This window comes from Pseudomonas paraeruginosa (genome assembly GCF_003025345.2).
GTDB classification, from domain to species: Bacteria; Pseudomonadota; Gammaproteobacteria; order Pseudomonadales; family Pseudomonadaceae; genus Pseudomonas; species Pseudomonas paraeruginosa.
In genome coordinates this window covers 3,445,864-3,460,325 of sequence record NZ_CP020560.1, presented here as the reverse complement: position 1 = coordinate 3,460,325, position 14,462 = coordinate 3,445,864, and the positions used below count along the sequence as shown (strand labels likewise).

Genomic DNA, 14,462 nt, shown 5'->3' with positions numbered 1-14,462 from the left:
GGCGGCGTTTTCGTTTCAGGCCGGGCAGTCGAGGATGAAGCGCTCAGGGATCCCGCGCTGCGGGCGTGCCGGCGGGGTGCCGCTCTGCAACTTCAGCGCCAGGTTGGCCGCCAGCGCGCGAACCATCGCCTGGTTGCATTCGAGGGTGCGCGCCAGCGCACCCGCCGAGCCTTGGGCCAGGCCGAGCAGCGAATAGCCATTGGTCAATATCGCCAGGGAGGCGACGATCCAGAATTTCCTTGTTTGCCTTCTCATGCTGTTTCCCGGGAAAGAAGCCGGCGTTCAACCGGCGCGTCGACTGTTCAACCCCGAGAGCAGCCCTGGCAGGGCCTGGCCGATCTGGTTGTAGAAGGTCGTGGCGGTGTCGTTGTCGGGTGTGGCGTTCCTGGCGCTTTCGGCACCGGCGAGGAGGCTCAGCACGACCAGCATGAGGATGGCGTACAGACCCAGGGTGGCCAGGGCGGTGTTGCGGGCATAGTGGCGTGGGCTGCGACGTTTCATGGCGGCTTCCGTGATCGATACCTCGATGGGCATAGGATCGCGGATGGAAATTCGATTGAATAACGAATTGTCGCGCTATCAACTATCGACAGAAATGATGATTTAGGCGAAGGGGTCCTGGGCCCGCAGCGCTCAGGAGGTCGGCGCGAGCAGCCGGTCGACCACCTGCCGGGCCCGCTCGAAGGAAGGGTAGCCGCTGCGCGCCACCGGCAGGTCGGCGTAGGCCTGCCGGTAGGATTCGGCCCTGGGAATGTCGGCACGCGGCAGCAGGTAGGGTTCGGCGTAGATCTTGTAGAGCATCGCATTGGCCAGCGGGTAGCCCCGCCTGGCGGAGCGTTCGAGCAGGCCGGTGACGCGTTCGCAGTCGCTGGCCTGGCCGTCGCGGCGGGCGAGCAGGACCGCCTGATAGAAGTCCGCCTCGCCACTGCGATCGTCGCGCGCGGCGCGTTCGAGCAGGGCCTGGGCCAGGGGCAGGCGTTCGCGGTCATTGGCGACGATGATCAGCTTCGCCTGCAGCATGTCATTCTCGAACAGCAGTTTCTCCCTGTCGTTTTCCTGGCGGCAGGTGGCGCAGCTTGCCAACAGCGGGAGCAGGCAAAGTGCAATCCATTTCGGCATGGCGGATTTTCCTTGTCATGGTGAAACGCTGGAAACCAATGGAGGGGCGAGGCGCCCCCAAGGTTCCCCCGCATGCAGTCTAGTCGGCCAGGCGCGGGGTGGTGCCGGCGACCCTTGATGCGCATCAACTGGCGCCGGTGGGCGAGGCGTACGGTGAAAGATGCAAGGCGGCGCACGCCGCGCCAGCCCGAAGCCAAGAAGGAAACGCTCATGATTCGTGAAGTTGAAGGTGACATTCTGCTTTCCGGGGCGCAGGTGATCGCCCATGGCATCGCTCCCCAGGATCATTTCGACAGCGGTCTGGCCCTGGCCTTGCGCGAGCGCTGGCCGTCGATGGTCCGCGACTACCGCCACGCCGCCCATGCCAGGGCGCCCGAGCCGGGCGGCATCTGGGTCTGGGCCGGGGTCGACGAACAGGGCAGGACGCAGTGCATCGTCAACCTGATCACCCAGGGCATGCTGCACAGCGGACGCAGCGCCAAGCCGGGCAAGGCGAGCCTGGAGGATGTCGGCCACGCCCTGCGCGAACTGGCTCGCTACGTGCGCAGCGAAGGGGTGAGCAGCCTCGCCTTGCCCTGCGTGGCGACTGGCGTGGGCGGGCTGGCCTGGTCCGAGGTCAAGCCGCTGGTGCTGCGTCATCTCGCCGACCTGGAGATTCCGGTGATTCTCTACGAGGTCTATCGCAAGGGCGTGGCGGCCGACGAGAAGCTGGCCTGAACGAAGAAGCCCGGCATTCGCCGGGCTTTTCAGGTTCTACGAGTGGGCATGAGCGGGCGAGGGGGCTCAGCCCTGCGCATCGCTATCGCTCGCAGCCGGCGCGATGGCCTGCTGCTGGTGGGCCTGTTCGATGGCGTGCTGGTTCAACCGGACCATGCGGTTTTCCATCAGGCTGGACTCGTCGGCGAAGACACCCGGCAGGGAAAGGCTGGCCTCCAGGCCGAGCAGGAGAGTGGCGAAGACATTGCGTTTCATGATGACCTCCGGTTTTCCTTGGATGTCATCAGTATGATCCGTAATAATTTTTGAAAAACTGCGCTTTATAAGAGTAACTATTACCTTATAGGTAATTATCTGTCGTAAAAAAGCCCGACGCGGGTCGGGCTCTTCATCGGGCGGGGTTGTTCAGCCCAGGTGTTTCCTGTCCAGTTCGATCGCCTGGTCGAGGGTGTCCAGCAGCGCCTTGCGCACCTTGAGCTTGGTGTTGCGGTGCGCGGTCATGTTGAGTTTCTTCAGTTGGCGGGCCGCGCTCTTCGCGGTCTCCAGCAACTGCTCGGGGCTGACCAGGACGTCGAGGAAGCCGGCGTCGACCGCGGCGGAGGGGCTGAACATCTCGGCATTGATCACCGAGCGGGTGAACGCCGACTTGCGCAGGCGGTCGCGCGCCAGTTCGATGCCGACGTGATGCATGGTCATGCCGATGGCGACTTCGTTCAGGCCGATCTGGAACGGCCCGTCGACGCCGATGCGGTAGTCGGCCGAAAGCAGCAGGAAGGCGCCCTTGGCGACCGCGTGCCCGGGACAGGCGACGATCACCGGATAGGGGTGGGAGAGCAGGCGGCGGGCCAGGGTGGAACCGGCGGTGACCAGGTTGACGGCGTTTTCCGGGCCGGAGGTCATGACCTTCAGGTCGTAGCCGCCGGAAAGGATGCCCGGCTGCCCGGTGACGATGACCACGGCCTTGTCCTGCTGGGCCTGGTCGAGTGCCTGGTTGAAGGCGTCGATCAGCGCCGGCGAGATGGCGTTTACCTTGCCGTTGCTGAGGGTCAGGGTGGCGATGCCGTCTTCGAACTGGTAGCTGATCAACTCGCTCATGACAGGTTTCCTTGTGGTGGAGTGGGGCAGACTTTATTGAGGGGCGCAGCCTGCGTAAAGCGCTTTGGCTGACCCACGGGTCATGCCGGGCCGGGCTCGCGAGGTTCTGCTGCGGGCCTGGACCTGCCGGCGCGTGGCGAAGCGGAGTGGAGTGGACGCCGGAAGCCGCCACGAGGCTCCGAGCCCGGCATTGCCCGGCCTGCCAGAAGAAACGGTTGAGTCTGGTCGGGGAAGGCCGCAATATGGGCCCTATCGTTAGTCCGGCCGCGCATGAGCGCGAGTCAGCCGTTTCGAGACTCCGCCGGGCGCCATTCGCCGTGGGGACGCGAGCGGACGAAGGTATTCGGTGGTCCGAGGAGGGCCGGTAGCGCGAGGGATGGCCTCGCGTGGAACAATCATTCAGGCGCGGGTCGGGTTGCGGGCCCGTTGAGGAGATCAAAGTGAGCGAGTCCCTGTCCATCCATCACGACGTGGGCGGCCATCAGTTCGAAACGACGGTGGATGGCCATCGCGCCTATCTGGCCTACATGGACCTGGGCAAGCAGACCCTGGACATCTACCGGACCTTCGTGCCGGATTCGCTGCGTGGCCGCGGGATCGCCGCCGCGCTGACCGAGCATGCCCTGCAGTATGCCGACCGCATGGGCTACAGCGTGATCCCGTCCTGCTCCTACGTGGAGCGCTACATCGAACGGCGACAGCGGCAGGCCGACCCCGCCGCCTGAGCGAGGCGCGCAAGGAAGAACGCCGGGCGGATGCCCGGCGTTTTCGTTTACCCCACGCTCAGCCGCGCTGGCGTTTCGGCAATACGTCCCTGAGCTTGGCGTGCATGCCGCGGATACTCTTCTCGGTGGCCGCCCAGTCGATGCAGGCGTCGGTGATGGAGACGCCGTACTGCAACTGGCCGAGGTCCTTCGGGATCGGCTGGCTGCCCCAGCCCAGGTGGCTTTCCACCATCAGGCCGACGATCGAATTGTTACCCTCGACGATCTGGTTGCTGACGTTGTCCATCACCAGCGGTTGCAGGGCCGGGTCCTTGTTGGAGTTGGCGTGGCTGCAGTCGACCATGATGTTCAGCGGGACCTTAGCCTTGTTCAGGTCCTGTTCGCAGAGGGCGACGCTGACCGAGTCGTAGTTCGGCTTGCCGTTGCCGCCGCGCAGCACCACGTGGCCGTAGCGGTTGCCCTTGGTGGTGACGATGGATACGCCGCCCTGCTGGTTGATGCCGAGGAAACGGTGCGGGCTGGAGACCGATTGCAGGGCGTTGATCGCCACGGTCAGGCTGCCGTCGGTACCATTCTTGAAACCGACCGCGGACGACAGGCCGGAGGCCATCTCGCGGTGGGTTTGCGATTCGGTGGTGCGCGCGCCGATCGCCGACCAGCTGATCAGGTCCTGCAGGTACTGCGGGGAGATCGGGTCGAGCGCTTCGGTAGCGGTGGGCAGGCCTTTCTCGGCGAGGTCGCGGAGCAGTTGCCGGCCGATGTGCAGGCCATCTTGGATCTTGAACGAGTCGTCCAGGTACGGATCGTTGATCAGGCCTTTCCAGCCGACCGTGGTACGTGGCTTCTCGAAGTACACGCGCATGACCAGGAACAGCGTATCCGCCACTTCGGCCGCGAGTGCCTTGAGGCGGTCGGCGTATTCATGGGCGGCCTTGATGTCGTGGATGGAGCACGGGCCGATCACCACGAACAGACGGTGGTCCTTGCCGTCGAGGATGTCGCGCACCACCTGGCGACCGTGGGCCACGGTCTGCAGGGCCTTGTCGGTCAGGGGGATTTCACGCTTGAGCTGCTCCGGCGTGATCAGGGTCTCGTTGGAGGCAACGTTAAGGTCGTCGATCTGTAAATCAGCCATCGTGGTACTCAATCAGGTCACGGGCGCCGGCCGCCGGGAGTCCCCCTGCGAAAGGGCGCAGGCATGAAGTTCGCAAGCGGGGAGACGAACCTTAACGTGTCGGGCCGGGCCTAGACAATGGGCCGGACGCGGATGGGCGGGGTTTTTCCCGCGCGCCGGGAGATTTCTTCGCCCAGGCGTCGCCGCAGTTGCAGGCGCCGCCGCCGCGGTCGATAGTGTGCAGGCGCTACGGTGGCGCGGCGCCCGCAGGCGAGGCGGGGCCCTGGCCCAACGCTCGGCGGGAGCAGCGGCGAACGCACCGGCAGCGCTTTTCCCAATCCATCTCTACCGAGGTCAACAGCGTGCCGTCCCTGGAACTCACCGATCTGGACGCCGACCAGCGATTGCTCGCCCTGCCAGGGGTTTCCCTGCTGGTTTTCACCGGCGAAGGGTGCGCCTCCTGCCGATGGGCGCGGCGTCACCTCGGTGACCTGGATCTCCCCGTCGAGCGCCTGTGCTGGGTGGATGCCGGCCGCAACGGCGGACTGGTGGAGCGCTACGGGGTTTTCCACCTGCCAGCCCTGTTCGTGGTTCGCGACGGCCGTTTCCACGGCGCCTTGAATGTCCCGCTGCAACGCGAGGCCCTGCGGGGCGCGGTACTGGCGGGATTGTCCGGTTCACCTGAGGAGTTGCCCTGATGAAACCAACGCAGCGGCGGATCGGCATCATCGGTACGGGAGCCATCGGCGGCTTCTATGGATCGATGCTGGCGCATGCCGGCCACGATGTGCATTTTCTCCTGCGCAGCGAGTTCGAGGCGGTCAGTCGCGCCGGCCTGACCCTGAACAGCGCGGTGCATGGTACGCGGCGCCTGGCGCCGGTCCAGGCCTACCATTCGGCGCAGGACATGCCGCCCTGCGACTGGTTGCTGGTGGGCGCCAAGACCACCAGCAACGCCCAGCTCGCGCCGCTGATCAGCGCGGCGGCGGCGGAGGGCGCGAAGGTGCTGCTGTTGCAGAACGGCCTGGGCGTCGAGGAACAGTTGCGCCCGTTGCTGCCCGAAAGCCTGCATCTGCTCGGCGGCCTCTGTTTCATCTGCGTGCACCGCAGCGAGCCGGGAGTGATCGAGCACCAGGCTTATGGCGGGGTGAACCTCGGCTATCATTCCGGCCCGGCCGAGCAGTCGCGACGAGGCGAGATCGTCGAGGAGGGGGCCGCGCTGTTCCGCGCCGCCGGCCTGGAATCGACGGCGATGCCGGACCTGGAGCAGGCGCGCTGGCAGAAGCTGGTGTGGAACATCCCCTACAACGGGCTGTCGGTATTGCTGGACAGCAGCACCGCGCCGCTGATGGCCGACCCGGACAGCCGGGCGCTGATCGAGGCGATGATGCAGGAGGTCATCGACGCCGCCGCTGCCTGCGGCTTCGTCCTGCCGCCTGGCTATGCCGGACAGTTGCTGGCGGCGACCGAGCGGATGCCCGATTATCGCCCGAGCATGTACCACGACTTCGCTCAGCGGCGTCCGCTGGAACTCGCGGCGATCTATGCTGCACCTCTGGCGCGGGCCGCCGCCACGGGATGCGACATGCCCAGGGTACAGGCGCTGCACCAGGCGTTGCGCTTCCTCGAAGCGCGAGGACGCTGAACAAACGCGACGCCCCTGGATGGGGCGCTCGGCGACATGGCTGGAAAAAGCCCGAAACAGCAGGGAACGCTAGGAGAATGGATGCTTGCTGCTAATCTGCCAATGAGGCCCGCCGCGCAGGCTGTCGAGGAGGCCGCATGATTCGTTCGATTCTCTATGCCACCGACCTGGGGCTCTATGCCCCGTACGTCCTGCAGCACGCCCTGTCGTTGACCCGCGCCTACAATGCCGAACTCTATGTCGTCCATGTGGTGGAGCCGCTCGGGTTGTTCGCCGAGTCGGTCCTGCAGACCTACCTGGACACCGAGCGCCTGCAGGACCTTCGCACGCAGGGTCTGGACAACGTCATGGAGAGCATCGAGAAGCGTGTCCTGGAAGGTTTTCGCGACGAGCTTGGCGAATTGCCCCAGGACGCCGCGCTGGTCAAGAGCGTGCGGGTGGTACAGGGCGATCCTCCGCAGATGATCCTCGACGAGGCGGAACGGCTGGCCGTCGACCTGATCGTCGCCGGTAGCCACAGCCACGGCACCCAGCTTGACACGCCGCTGGGACGGACCGCGGCGCGCCTGGTGCAACTGGCCGAAGTGCCGGTCTATCTGGTGCCGATGCTGCAGCACCGCAGCCGCGACCTGTGAATCGCGGCGCGACCGGCCTGGCGAATAAAGCGTGCAGAATCAGAAAAAACGTCTAATTTTATTCCTCAAACCATTAATATGGTTATATACCTACGGTTCTTGATCGCCGGTCGCGACAACCTTTTCGAGGAATCTCCATGAAGCTTCAGCAACTGCGCTATATCTGGGAGGTTGCGCACCACGACCTCAACGTCTCCGCCACGGCGCAGAGCCTCTACACCTCGCAGCCGGGCATCAGCAAGCAGATCCGCCTGCTGGAGGACGAACTGGGCGTCGAGGTGTTCGCGCGCAGCGGCAAGCACCTGACCCGGGTGACGCCGGCGGGCGAGCGGATCATCCATACCGCGGGCGAGATCCTGCGCAAGGTCGAGAGCATCAAGCAGATCGCCCAGGAGTTCTCCAACGAGAAGAAGGGCACGCTGTCCATCGCCACCACCCACACCCAGGCGCGATACGCGCTACCCCACGTGATCAGTGGGTTCATCAAGCAGTATCCGGACGTTTCCCTGCACATGCACCAGGGTACGCCGATGCAGATCGCCGAGATGGCCGCCGACGGCACCGTCGACTTCGCCATCGCCACCGAGGCGCTGGAACTGTTCGGCGACCTGATCATGATGCCCTGCTATCGCTGGAACCGTTGCGTGATCGTGCCCCATGGCCATCCACTGACCAAGCTGCCGAAGCTGACCCTGGAAGCCCTGGCCGAGCAGCCGATCGTCACCTACGTGTTCGGCTTCACCGGGCGCTCCAAGCTCGACGAGGCATTCAGCCAGCGCGGCCTAGTGCCCAAGGTGGTGTTCACCGCCGCCGACGCCGACGTGATCAAGACCTACGTGAGGCTGGGCCTGGGGGTGGGTATCGTGGCGCACATGGCGGTCGACCCGAAGCTCGACAACGACCTGGTGACTCTCGACGCCAGCCACCTCTTCGAGTCCAGCGTGACCAAGATCGGCTTCCGCCGCGGCACCTTCCTGCGCGGCTTCATGTGCGATTTCATCGAGAAATTCGCCCCGCACCTGACCCGCGAACTGCTGGCCAAGGCCGTGCAGTGCCACAACAAGGCCGAGCTGGACGAGCTGTTCGACGGTATCGAGCTGCCGGTCTACTGATCGCCTCCAGCCATGAAAAAGCCCGGCGCCAGGCTGGGCTTTTTCATGGCCGGCCTTCAGAGCATGTCGAGATTGTCGCGTCCGGCCAGCCTGGCCAGGGCCTCGCGATCGGCATCCGCGGCTTTCTCCGCCTGCGGTTCGAGGATTTCATGGAGGAAGCTCATGAACACGGTGTAGACCTGCTCGCGCCCGTCGTCGTGGCGAACCACGAAGAACGGTGCGGTGTCCACGCCATACTGCGCGGCCACCATCCAGCCGACGCTGTTCGGGTCGCGCTCGTCGGCCACCAGGGTGCGATGGATGCGCGGCAGGTAGCCGCCTTGCTCCAGGCGTTGCCGGACTTCCTTGCACTTGCGGCAGTCCTCGCCGTCGGCGAGGACTTTCTTGACCATGGTGATGCGCATGCTGGGTCTCCGCTCGGGGTTCGACCCGCACTTTACCCCGATTGCATACGCCTATCGACGCTTTCAGGCCTTGCTGATCAGATTGCCGGCGTGCAGGCCGCATTCCTTGTGGGTGGCTTCCTCCCACCACCAGCGGCCCTCGCGCTCGTGCTGGTTGGGCAGCACGGGGCGGGTGCAGGGCTCGCAGCCGATACTGATGTAGCCGCGCTCGTGCAGGCTGTTGTAGGGCAGCTCGAGCATGCGGATGTAGCCCCAGACTTCCTCGCTGGTCATGGCCGACAGCGGGTTGAACTTGTACAGCGGCTTTTCCGCGGTGGAAAAGGCACCGTCGATCTCCAGCACCGCTACCTGGCTGCGCGTGCCAGGGCTCTGGTCGCGTCGCTGGCCGGTGGCCCAGGCGCGAACGCCGGCGAGCTTGCGCTTGAGCGGTTCGATCTTGCGCACTCCGCAGCACTCGCCATGGCCATCCCTGTAGAAGCTGAACAGGCCCTTTTCCCTGACCAGCGGTTCGAGCAGGCGCGGGTCGGGGGAGAGCACGTCGATGGCGATGCCGTAGTGTTCGCGGACCTGGTCGATGAAACGGTAGGTTTCCGGATGCAGGCGGCCGGTATCGAGGCTGAACACCTTCACGTTGCGGTTGAGCTTCCAGGCCATGTCCACCAGGACGACGTCTTCGGCGCCGCTGAAGGAGATCCACAGGTCATCGCCGAAATGTTCGAAGGCGGCTTTCAGGATCTCCTGGGGGATTGGTCGGCAAGGCGGGAGGCGAGGGCGGGAACGTCAAACGGCTGGCTCATCGGGCTGGGGTCCTGGTGCTGGGCGGCGCTGTCGCGCTCTGTGGCGGGAATGGTAGCAAAGGGCGGCATATGGCCCTAAATAACCATTTACCTTTGTCTACCTTCGTTCGTGGAATAAGCTGGCGTTGCCTTGCCGTCGGCGAGCGGCTAGAGTGCCGCGTCCGTCGTCACCCCATCGTTCAGTGAATTTCGAGGAGAGTCCTGTGGAAATTGCCTGTCTTGACCTGGAAGGCGTGCTGGTTCCGGAAATCTGGATCGCGTTTGCGGAGAAAACCGGCATCGACGCGCTGAAGGCGACAACCCGCGACATCCCGGACTATGACGTGCTGATGAAGCAGCGCCTGCGCATCCTCGACGAGCATGGCCTGAAGCTGGGCGACATCCAGGAGGTGATCGCCACGCTGAAGCCGCTGGAAGGCGCGGTGGAGTTCGTCGACTGGCTGCGCGAGCGCTTCCAGGTGGTCATCCTCTCCGACACCTTCTATGAGTTCTCCCAGCCGCTGATGCGCCAGTTGGGCTTTCCGACCCTGCTGTGCCACAAGCTGGAGATCGACGAAAGCGACCGCGTGGTCGGCTACCAGTTGCGCCAGAAAGATCCCAAGCGACAGTCGGTGATCGCCTTCAAGAGCCTCTACTATCGTGTGATCGCCGCCGGCGACTCCTACAACGACACCAGCATGCTGTCCGAGGCCCATGCCGGTATCCTTTTCCATGCGCCGGAAAACGTGATCCGCGAGTTCCCGCAGTTTCCCGCGGTGCATAGCTACGAAGACCTCAAGCGCGAGTTCCTCAAGGCTTCCAGTCGTTCACTGAGCCTGTAACCGATGCCGCGGAAGAAGCCCGCCTGCCGCGGGCTTCTTTTATTCCAGCGGGCGGCTGGCGGCCAGCCCTTCCAGGGTGTCCAGCAGGACCCTGACCTTGTCCAGGGTCTCCTGGTATTCCTCTTCCCAGCGTGAATCGGCGACGATGCCGCCGCCGCCCCAGCAACTGACCTGGCCATCCTTGACCAACAGGGTGCGGATGGCGATCGAGCTGTCCATCTCGCCACGCACGTCCAGGTAGAACAGGCTGCCGCAGTAGATGCCGCGGCGACTCGGCTCCAGTTCGTCGATGATCTGCATGGCGCGGATCTTCGGGGCGCCGGTGATCGAGCCCCCGGGAAAGCTGCCTTCCAGCAGGTCGAGGGCGTCCTTGTCGGACGCCAGTTCGCCGGTGACGCTGCTCACCAGGTGGTGCACGTTGGGGTAGCTTTCCAGGGCGAACAGTTCCGGCACCCGCACGCTGCCGGGGCGGCAGCTGCGGCCGAGGTCGTTGCGCAGGAGGTCGACGATCATCAGGTTTTCCGCGCGGTCCTTGGGGCTGGACAGCAGCGAGGCGCCCAGCGCCGTATCCTCCGCAGGCGTCTCGCCACGGGGGCGGGTGCCCTTGATCGGGCGGGTCTCCACCTGCCCCTGGCTGAGCCTGAGGAAGCGCTCCGGCGAGAGGCTGAGGATCGCCCCGCCGGTCAGGCGCAGGTAGCCGGAAAACGGCGTCGGGCAGGCGCGACGCAGGGCCTGGTAGGCCGCCCAGGGCGAGCCGCTGCAGGCGGCCTGGAAGCGCTGGCTGTAGTTCACCTGGTAGCAGTCGCCGGCCTGGATGTAGTCCTGGATGCGCCGGATCGAGGCCCGATAGTCGGATCGGCTAATGCTTCGTCGGAATTTTCCCAGAAGCTGGAAGCTGCCGTTCGCGCCTGCCATTTCTTCGCTAAAAAGACTGATCAGGCGCTGGCGCTCCCCTTCATCCACGCATGGGTGGAACACCAGTTGACTGGTGCCGGCCTGGTGGTCGCTGATCAGAGCCCAGGCATACAGCCCGACGGCGGCCAGGGGTAGGTGCAGGTCGTCACGGGCGTGCTCGCCGATGCGTTCGATGCGGCGGCCCAGATCATAGGAAAGATAGCCCAGCAGACCGCCGGCGAAGGGCAGTTCGTGGGGCGGCGGAATCGTTGCCGGAGCGAGGCTCCTGCCGGCTTCGCGCAGGCGGGCGAAGAAGCGGTTGGCCGATTCGTCGGGCAGTGGCGCCAGTTCTGCCAATGGCCAGGCGCTCATAAGGTCATAGCGTCCACGGGTAGCGACAGGGCGACCCGAATCGAGCATTACCGCGCCGGGAGCCTCGTGGATGATGGCGAAACGACAGCTCGGGTCGCTGTGGTAGGGCAACGGGTGAACATGACAACTGGGCATGGAAAGTGGGGGTAGTGGGACAGTCAGGAATTCTAGTTCGCCGGAATCGTCGATCCTAGAGCCATTTCTTCAGTTTACGTAAGAAGGGTGATCTGCTAATTATGGAAATATCCCACGGAGATTTGGCTCCGTACCACAATGATAATGACACAGGGATACAGGCCGTGGATGCAGTACAGGATCCAGCAGCCGGCAGCCTTTCGCGCTCCAGAATAGTGCCGCCTCAGGTGCCAGCCGAATATTCTCTTCGCCCCGCGATCCGCGCTCTGCTGGATCGCAACCCTCATTCCCGCGTTCTGATGTTTTCCGCGCCTGCCGGCTTCGGCAAGACCTGTGCGCTCGCGGCCCTGGCCAGGGAGCGCACTGTAGCAGACCAGGCGGTGGCCTGGCTGTCGCTGGCCGAGGAGGACGACGATCCCGCGCGTTTCTGCCGGCAACTCATCGAAGCCGTTGGCGAAGCTGTACCGCAGTTGGGCGACGACGCCCAGTCCTATCTGCAGAACACCATGCGGGTACCGGTGGTGGCGGTCATCGAAAGCCTGCTCGGCGAGCTCAATCGCCATGCGCGGCCCCTGCTGCTGGTGCTGGACGACCTGCACCTGGTGAGCAACCCCGACATTTTCGCCGGCCTCAACCGCCTGGTGCAGTACGCGCCACCCGGTCTGGTCCTGGCCCTGGGCACGCGCTCGCAGCCGCCATTGAGCCTGGCCACCTGGCGGGCCAAGGGGCTGTTGCTGGAGATCGGCGTCGAGGAATTGCGCCTCGGTTTCGAGGAAACCCGCGAATACCTCGAGCGCAGCGGGCTCTACCTGGACGAGGCCTGCCTCAAGGCGCTGCATGGCCAGACCGAGGGCTGGGTGGTCGGCGTACATCTCGTCAGCCTGTGGCTGCGCCAGCAGCCGCAAGTCCAGGATCAGCAGATGGCCCTGCTGGACGGCGACAAGCAAGCGGTCAGCGCCTATCTGCTGGCGGCGGTCTTCGAGCGCCTGCCCGACGACCTGCAGCAAGCGCTGCTGGCATTGGGGGTGGCCAGCCAGTTGAGCGGTGACCTGGCCAATGCCCTGACCGGGCGGCAGGACGGCCAGGCGCTGCTGGAACGCCTGGAATCCATGCAGCTCTTTCTCCTGCCGCTGGATCGCGAGCGGCAGTGGTATCGCTTCCACCTGCTGTTCGCCGAGTTCCTCCGTACCCGCCTGCGCGAGTCCGACCCGGACCGCTTCAAGCAACTGCATTTCAACGCCAGCCTGTGGTTCACCAACCACCACATGCCCACCTTCGCCATCGAGCACGCCTGCGCCGCGGAGGATCCGGAAATGATCGCCGCGCTGGTCGACGGTTGCGGCCTGGAACTGATCAACCGCGGGCAGCTCAGCCTGATCTATCGTTGGCGCAAGCACGTGCCGGACGAAATTGCCGAACGTTATCCGATCCTGGTGCTCACCGATGCCTGGTCGCGCGCCAGCGACCTGAGCCTGGGCGACGCCAACCGGATCATCGACGAGCTGCTCGCGCGTTGGGGCGAAAGTCGCGGCGACGGTCCGATGGGCGACCAGTACCTGTCGGCGCTGGCGGTGAAAGCCGTGGTCGCGCTGCAGAAGGATGACCTGGAACTGTGCATCTCCCTGGCGCGCCGGGTGGAGGTACAGCTCGGCCAGAACGCCGCCTTCCTCGAAGTGGCTGTTCTGATCACCGCCGCGCTGGCCCAGGTGGTGCGCGGCCAGGCCGACCAGGCGCGACGCCTGCTGGGGCTGGCGCAGCAGCGCAATCATTTCCTCGAAGGGCGCTACCTGGACATGCAGCTGGCCAACGTCGAGGTGATCCTGGCCCTGGAGCAGGGCCAGGTGAAGCAGGCGCAACTTCTCATCGAGCGGCTCCGGCAACGCGCCCAGCCTCTGTTCGAGAAGTCCAGGAGCGCCCTGGCCCTGCCCACCATCACCGAAGCCCTGACCGCCTACTACCGGGTCGAGCTAGAGGGCCTCGAGGAGCGTCTGGGCTGGGCGCTGGGACATGTGGACGTGATCAACCCGATCGACTTCTATGCCCAGGGACAGATCTGCCTGGCGCGCACCCAGCGCCTGCTCGGTCGCCCGAAGGAGGCACTGGCCAGCCTTGCGGCGATGCAGGCCCTGGCTTCGCGCAACCAGTCGTGGCGTTTCTTCGCCCAGGCCATGGCCGAGGAGATCAACCTGATCCTTCAGGACATCGGGCCCGATCGCCTGAAGCGCGCCGAGCAGCGGCTGAAGAGCGTGGACTGGAACAAGATGGCCGCGCACTACCGCAACATGGCCTTCAACCCGGTCAACTGGTCGCTGGGCGTGACCCGTGTGCGCCTGTTGCAGGGGCGCGGGCATTTCAGCGAAGCCTTGCACGAGATCACTCAGTTGCGCGGCACCCTGCAGCCCGGCTGGCACGGCCTGCAGCGTCTGCGCCTGGACATCCTGGCGGCGCTCAGCTACCAGCGCCTGGGCTACCAGGAACGGGCCAACAGCCTGCTCGGCGAATGCCTGATCAACGCCGAGCGCGAAGGGGTGCGCAGCCTCTTCGTCGAAGAGGGCGAGGGAATCCGCCAGTTGCTCCAGCAGCTCGAGTCCACCGAGCGCCAGCCGGCATTGCAGGCGTTCATCCGTGGCCTGCTCGGCATCTGGCCGGGGCAGGGCGTGCGCAAACCCCAGGATGCGCTCGAGGAAGGACTGACGGAGCGCGAGCGCGAAGTGGTCTGCCTGGCCGCACAGGGCCTATCCAACGAAGAAATAGGCCAGCGCCTGTCGCTGGCCCTGGGGACCGTCAAATGGCATCTGCACAACATCTACGAAAAGCTCAAGGTGCGCAATCGCACCCAGGCGATCCGGCGGGCCCGCGAATTGAGCCTGCTCTGAC

At 65.0% G+C, this 14,462-nt stretch carries 16 protein-coding genes and 1 pseudogene; 8 read left to right on the top strand and 9 right to left on the bottom strand.

Annotation, left to right across the window (positions count from 1 at the left end):
* Positions 1-15: 15 nt before the first annotated feature.
* From B7D75_RS16320 to B7D75_RS16310, 3 genes are all read right to left on the bottom strand, one after another.
* Positions 16-255 carry a hypothetical protein gene (locus tag B7D75_RS16320; RefSeq protein WP_012076212.1) on the bottom strand — a complete coding sequence of 80 codons (240 nt, stop codon included), beginning with the start codon at positions 253-255 and terminating at the stop codon, positions 16-18.
* A 27-nt stretch (positions 256-282) separates the two neighbouring features.
* On the bottom strand, positions 283-501 hold the full coding sequence (locus B7D75_RS16315) for a hypothetical protein (RefSeq protein ID WP_012076211.1): 219 nt from the start codon (positions 499-501) through the stop codon (positions 283-285).
* A 132-nt stretch (positions 502-633) separates the two neighbouring features.
* Complete coding sequence (locus B7D75_RS16310) at positions 634-1,119, bottom strand: hypothetical protein (RefSeq protein WP_003152894.1); 486 nt, start codon at positions 1,117-1,119, stop codon at positions 634-636.
* Between the two features lie 210 nt (positions 1,120-1,329).
* On the opposite strand from B7D75_RS16310, the gene B7D75_RS16305 reads away from it, so the two are divergent.
* Entirely contained in the window at positions 1,330-1,836 is a 507-nt protein-coding gene (locus B7D75_RS16305; protein WP_003152896.1) for a macro domain-containing protein, read from the top strand.
* Between the two features lie 66 nt (positions 1,837-1,902).
* Here the strand turns inward: B7D75_RS16305 and B7D75_RS16300 are convergent, their stop codons facing one another.
* Together B7D75_RS16300 and B7D75_RS16295 are read right to left on the bottom strand one after the other, a co-directional pair.
* Positions 1,903-2,091, bottom strand: coding sequence for a hypothetical protein (locus tag B7D75_RS16300; protein WP_107114225.1), 189 nt, complete (start codon positions 2,089-2,091; stop codon positions 1,903-1,905).
* A gap of 150 nt (positions 2,092-2,241) precedes the next feature.
* Positions 2,242-2,931: a crotonase/enoyl-CoA hydratase family protein gene (locus tag B7D75_RS16295; protein ID WP_034078860.1), complete on the bottom strand. Its 690-nt coding sequence runs from the start codon at positions 2,929-2,931 to the stop codon at positions 2,242-2,244.
* 440 nt (positions 2,932-3,371) lie between these two features.
* Here B7D75_RS16295 and B7D75_RS16290 point away from each other — a divergent pair, with 440 nt between their 5' ends.
* The gene (locus tag B7D75_RS16290; RefSeq protein ID WP_003087762.1) at positions 3,372-3,656 is read left to right on the top strand and encodes a GNAT family N-acetyltransferase; all 285 of its coding nucleotides are present in this window, start codon (positions 3,372-3,374) and stop codon (positions 3,654-3,656) included.
* 58 nt (positions 3,657-3,714) lie between these two features.
* Here the strand turns inward: B7D75_RS16290 and B7D75_RS16285 are convergent, their stop codons facing one another.
* Positions 3,715-4,791 carry a 3-deoxy-7-phosphoheptulonate synthase gene (locus tag B7D75_RS16285; RefSeq protein ID WP_034078862.1) on the bottom strand — a complete coding sequence of 359 codons (1,077 nt, stop codon included), beginning with the start codon at positions 4,789-4,791 and terminating at the stop codon, positions 3,715-3,717.
* Between the two features lie 320 nt (positions 4,792-5,111).
* Between B7D75_RS16285 and B7D75_RS16280 the strand changes: the two genes are divergently transcribed.
* The 4 genes from B7D75_RS16280 to cysB all read left to right on the top strand — a co-directional run bounded on the left by B7D75_RS16280 (position 5,112) and on the right by cysB (position 8,162).
* Entirely contained in the window at positions 5,112-5,468 is a 357-nt protein-coding gene (locus tag B7D75_RS16280) for a thioredoxin family protein (RefSeq protein WP_034078932.1), read from the top strand.
* Positions 5,468-6,415, top strand: coding sequence for a putative 2-dehydropantoate 2-reductase (locus B7D75_RS16275; protein ID WP_053814118.1), 948 nt, complete (start codon positions 5,468-5,470; stop codon positions 6,413-6,415). The genes B7D75_RS16280 and B7D75_RS16275 overlap by 1 nt, the downstream gene beginning before the upstream one ends.
* Before the next feature lie 137 nt (positions 6,416-6,552).
* A complete protein-coding gene (locus B7D75_RS16270; RefSeq protein ID WP_003152906.1) occupies positions 6,553-7,050 on the top strand; it encodes a universal stress protein in 498 nt (165 codons plus the stop codon).
* A gap of 137 nt (positions 7,051-7,187) precedes the next feature.
* Positions 7,188-8,162 carry an HTH-type transcriptional regulator CysB gene (gene cysB, locus B7D75_RS16265; RefSeq protein WP_034078869.1) on the top strand — a complete coding sequence of 325 codons (975 nt, stop codon included), beginning with the start codon at positions 7,188-7,190 and terminating at the stop codon, positions 8,160-8,162.
* A gap of 56 nt (positions 8,163-8,218) precedes the next feature.
* Here cysB and B7D75_RS16260 read toward each other — a convergent pair whose 3' ends face one another.
* Positions 8,219-8,566: a hypothetical protein gene (locus B7D75_RS16260; protein ID WP_003152907.1), complete on the bottom strand. Its 348-nt coding sequence runs from the start codon at positions 8,564-8,566 to the stop codon at positions 8,219-8,221.
* Positions 8,567-8,629: 63 nt separating this feature from the next.
* Positions 8,630-9,363: pseudogene (locus B7D75_RS16255) on the bottom strand (phosphoadenylyl-sulfate reductase).
* A 203-nt stretch (positions 9,364-9,566) separates the two neighbouring features.
* Between B7D75_RS16255 and thrH the strand changes: the two are divergent.
* On the top strand, positions 9,567-10,184 hold the full coding sequence (gene thrH, locus B7D75_RS16250; protein WP_012076205.1) for a bifunctional phosphoserine phosphatase/homoserine phosphotransferase ThrH: 618 nt from the start codon (positions 9,567-9,569) through the stop codon (positions 10,182-10,184).
* 39 nt (positions 10,185-10,223) lie between these two features.
* Here the strand turns inward: thrH and pabB are convergent, their stop codons facing one another.
* Positions 10,224-11,585 carry an aminodeoxychorismate synthase component I gene (pabB, locus tag B7D75_RS16245; RefSeq protein WP_107114223.1) on the bottom strand — a complete coding sequence of 454 codons (1,362 nt, stop codon included), beginning with the start codon at positions 11,583-11,585 and terminating at the stop codon, positions 10,224-10,226.
* 164 nt (positions 11,586-11,749) lie between these two features.
* Here pabB and B7D75_RS16240 point away from each other — a divergent pair, with 164 nt between their 5' ends.
* Complete coding sequence (locus B7D75_RS16240) at positions 11,750-14,461, top strand: LuxR C-terminal-related transcriptional regulator (RefSeq protein WP_069734894.1); 2,712 nt, start codon at positions 11,750-11,752, stop codon at positions 14,459-14,461.
* Position 14,462 lies beyond the last annotated feature (1 nt).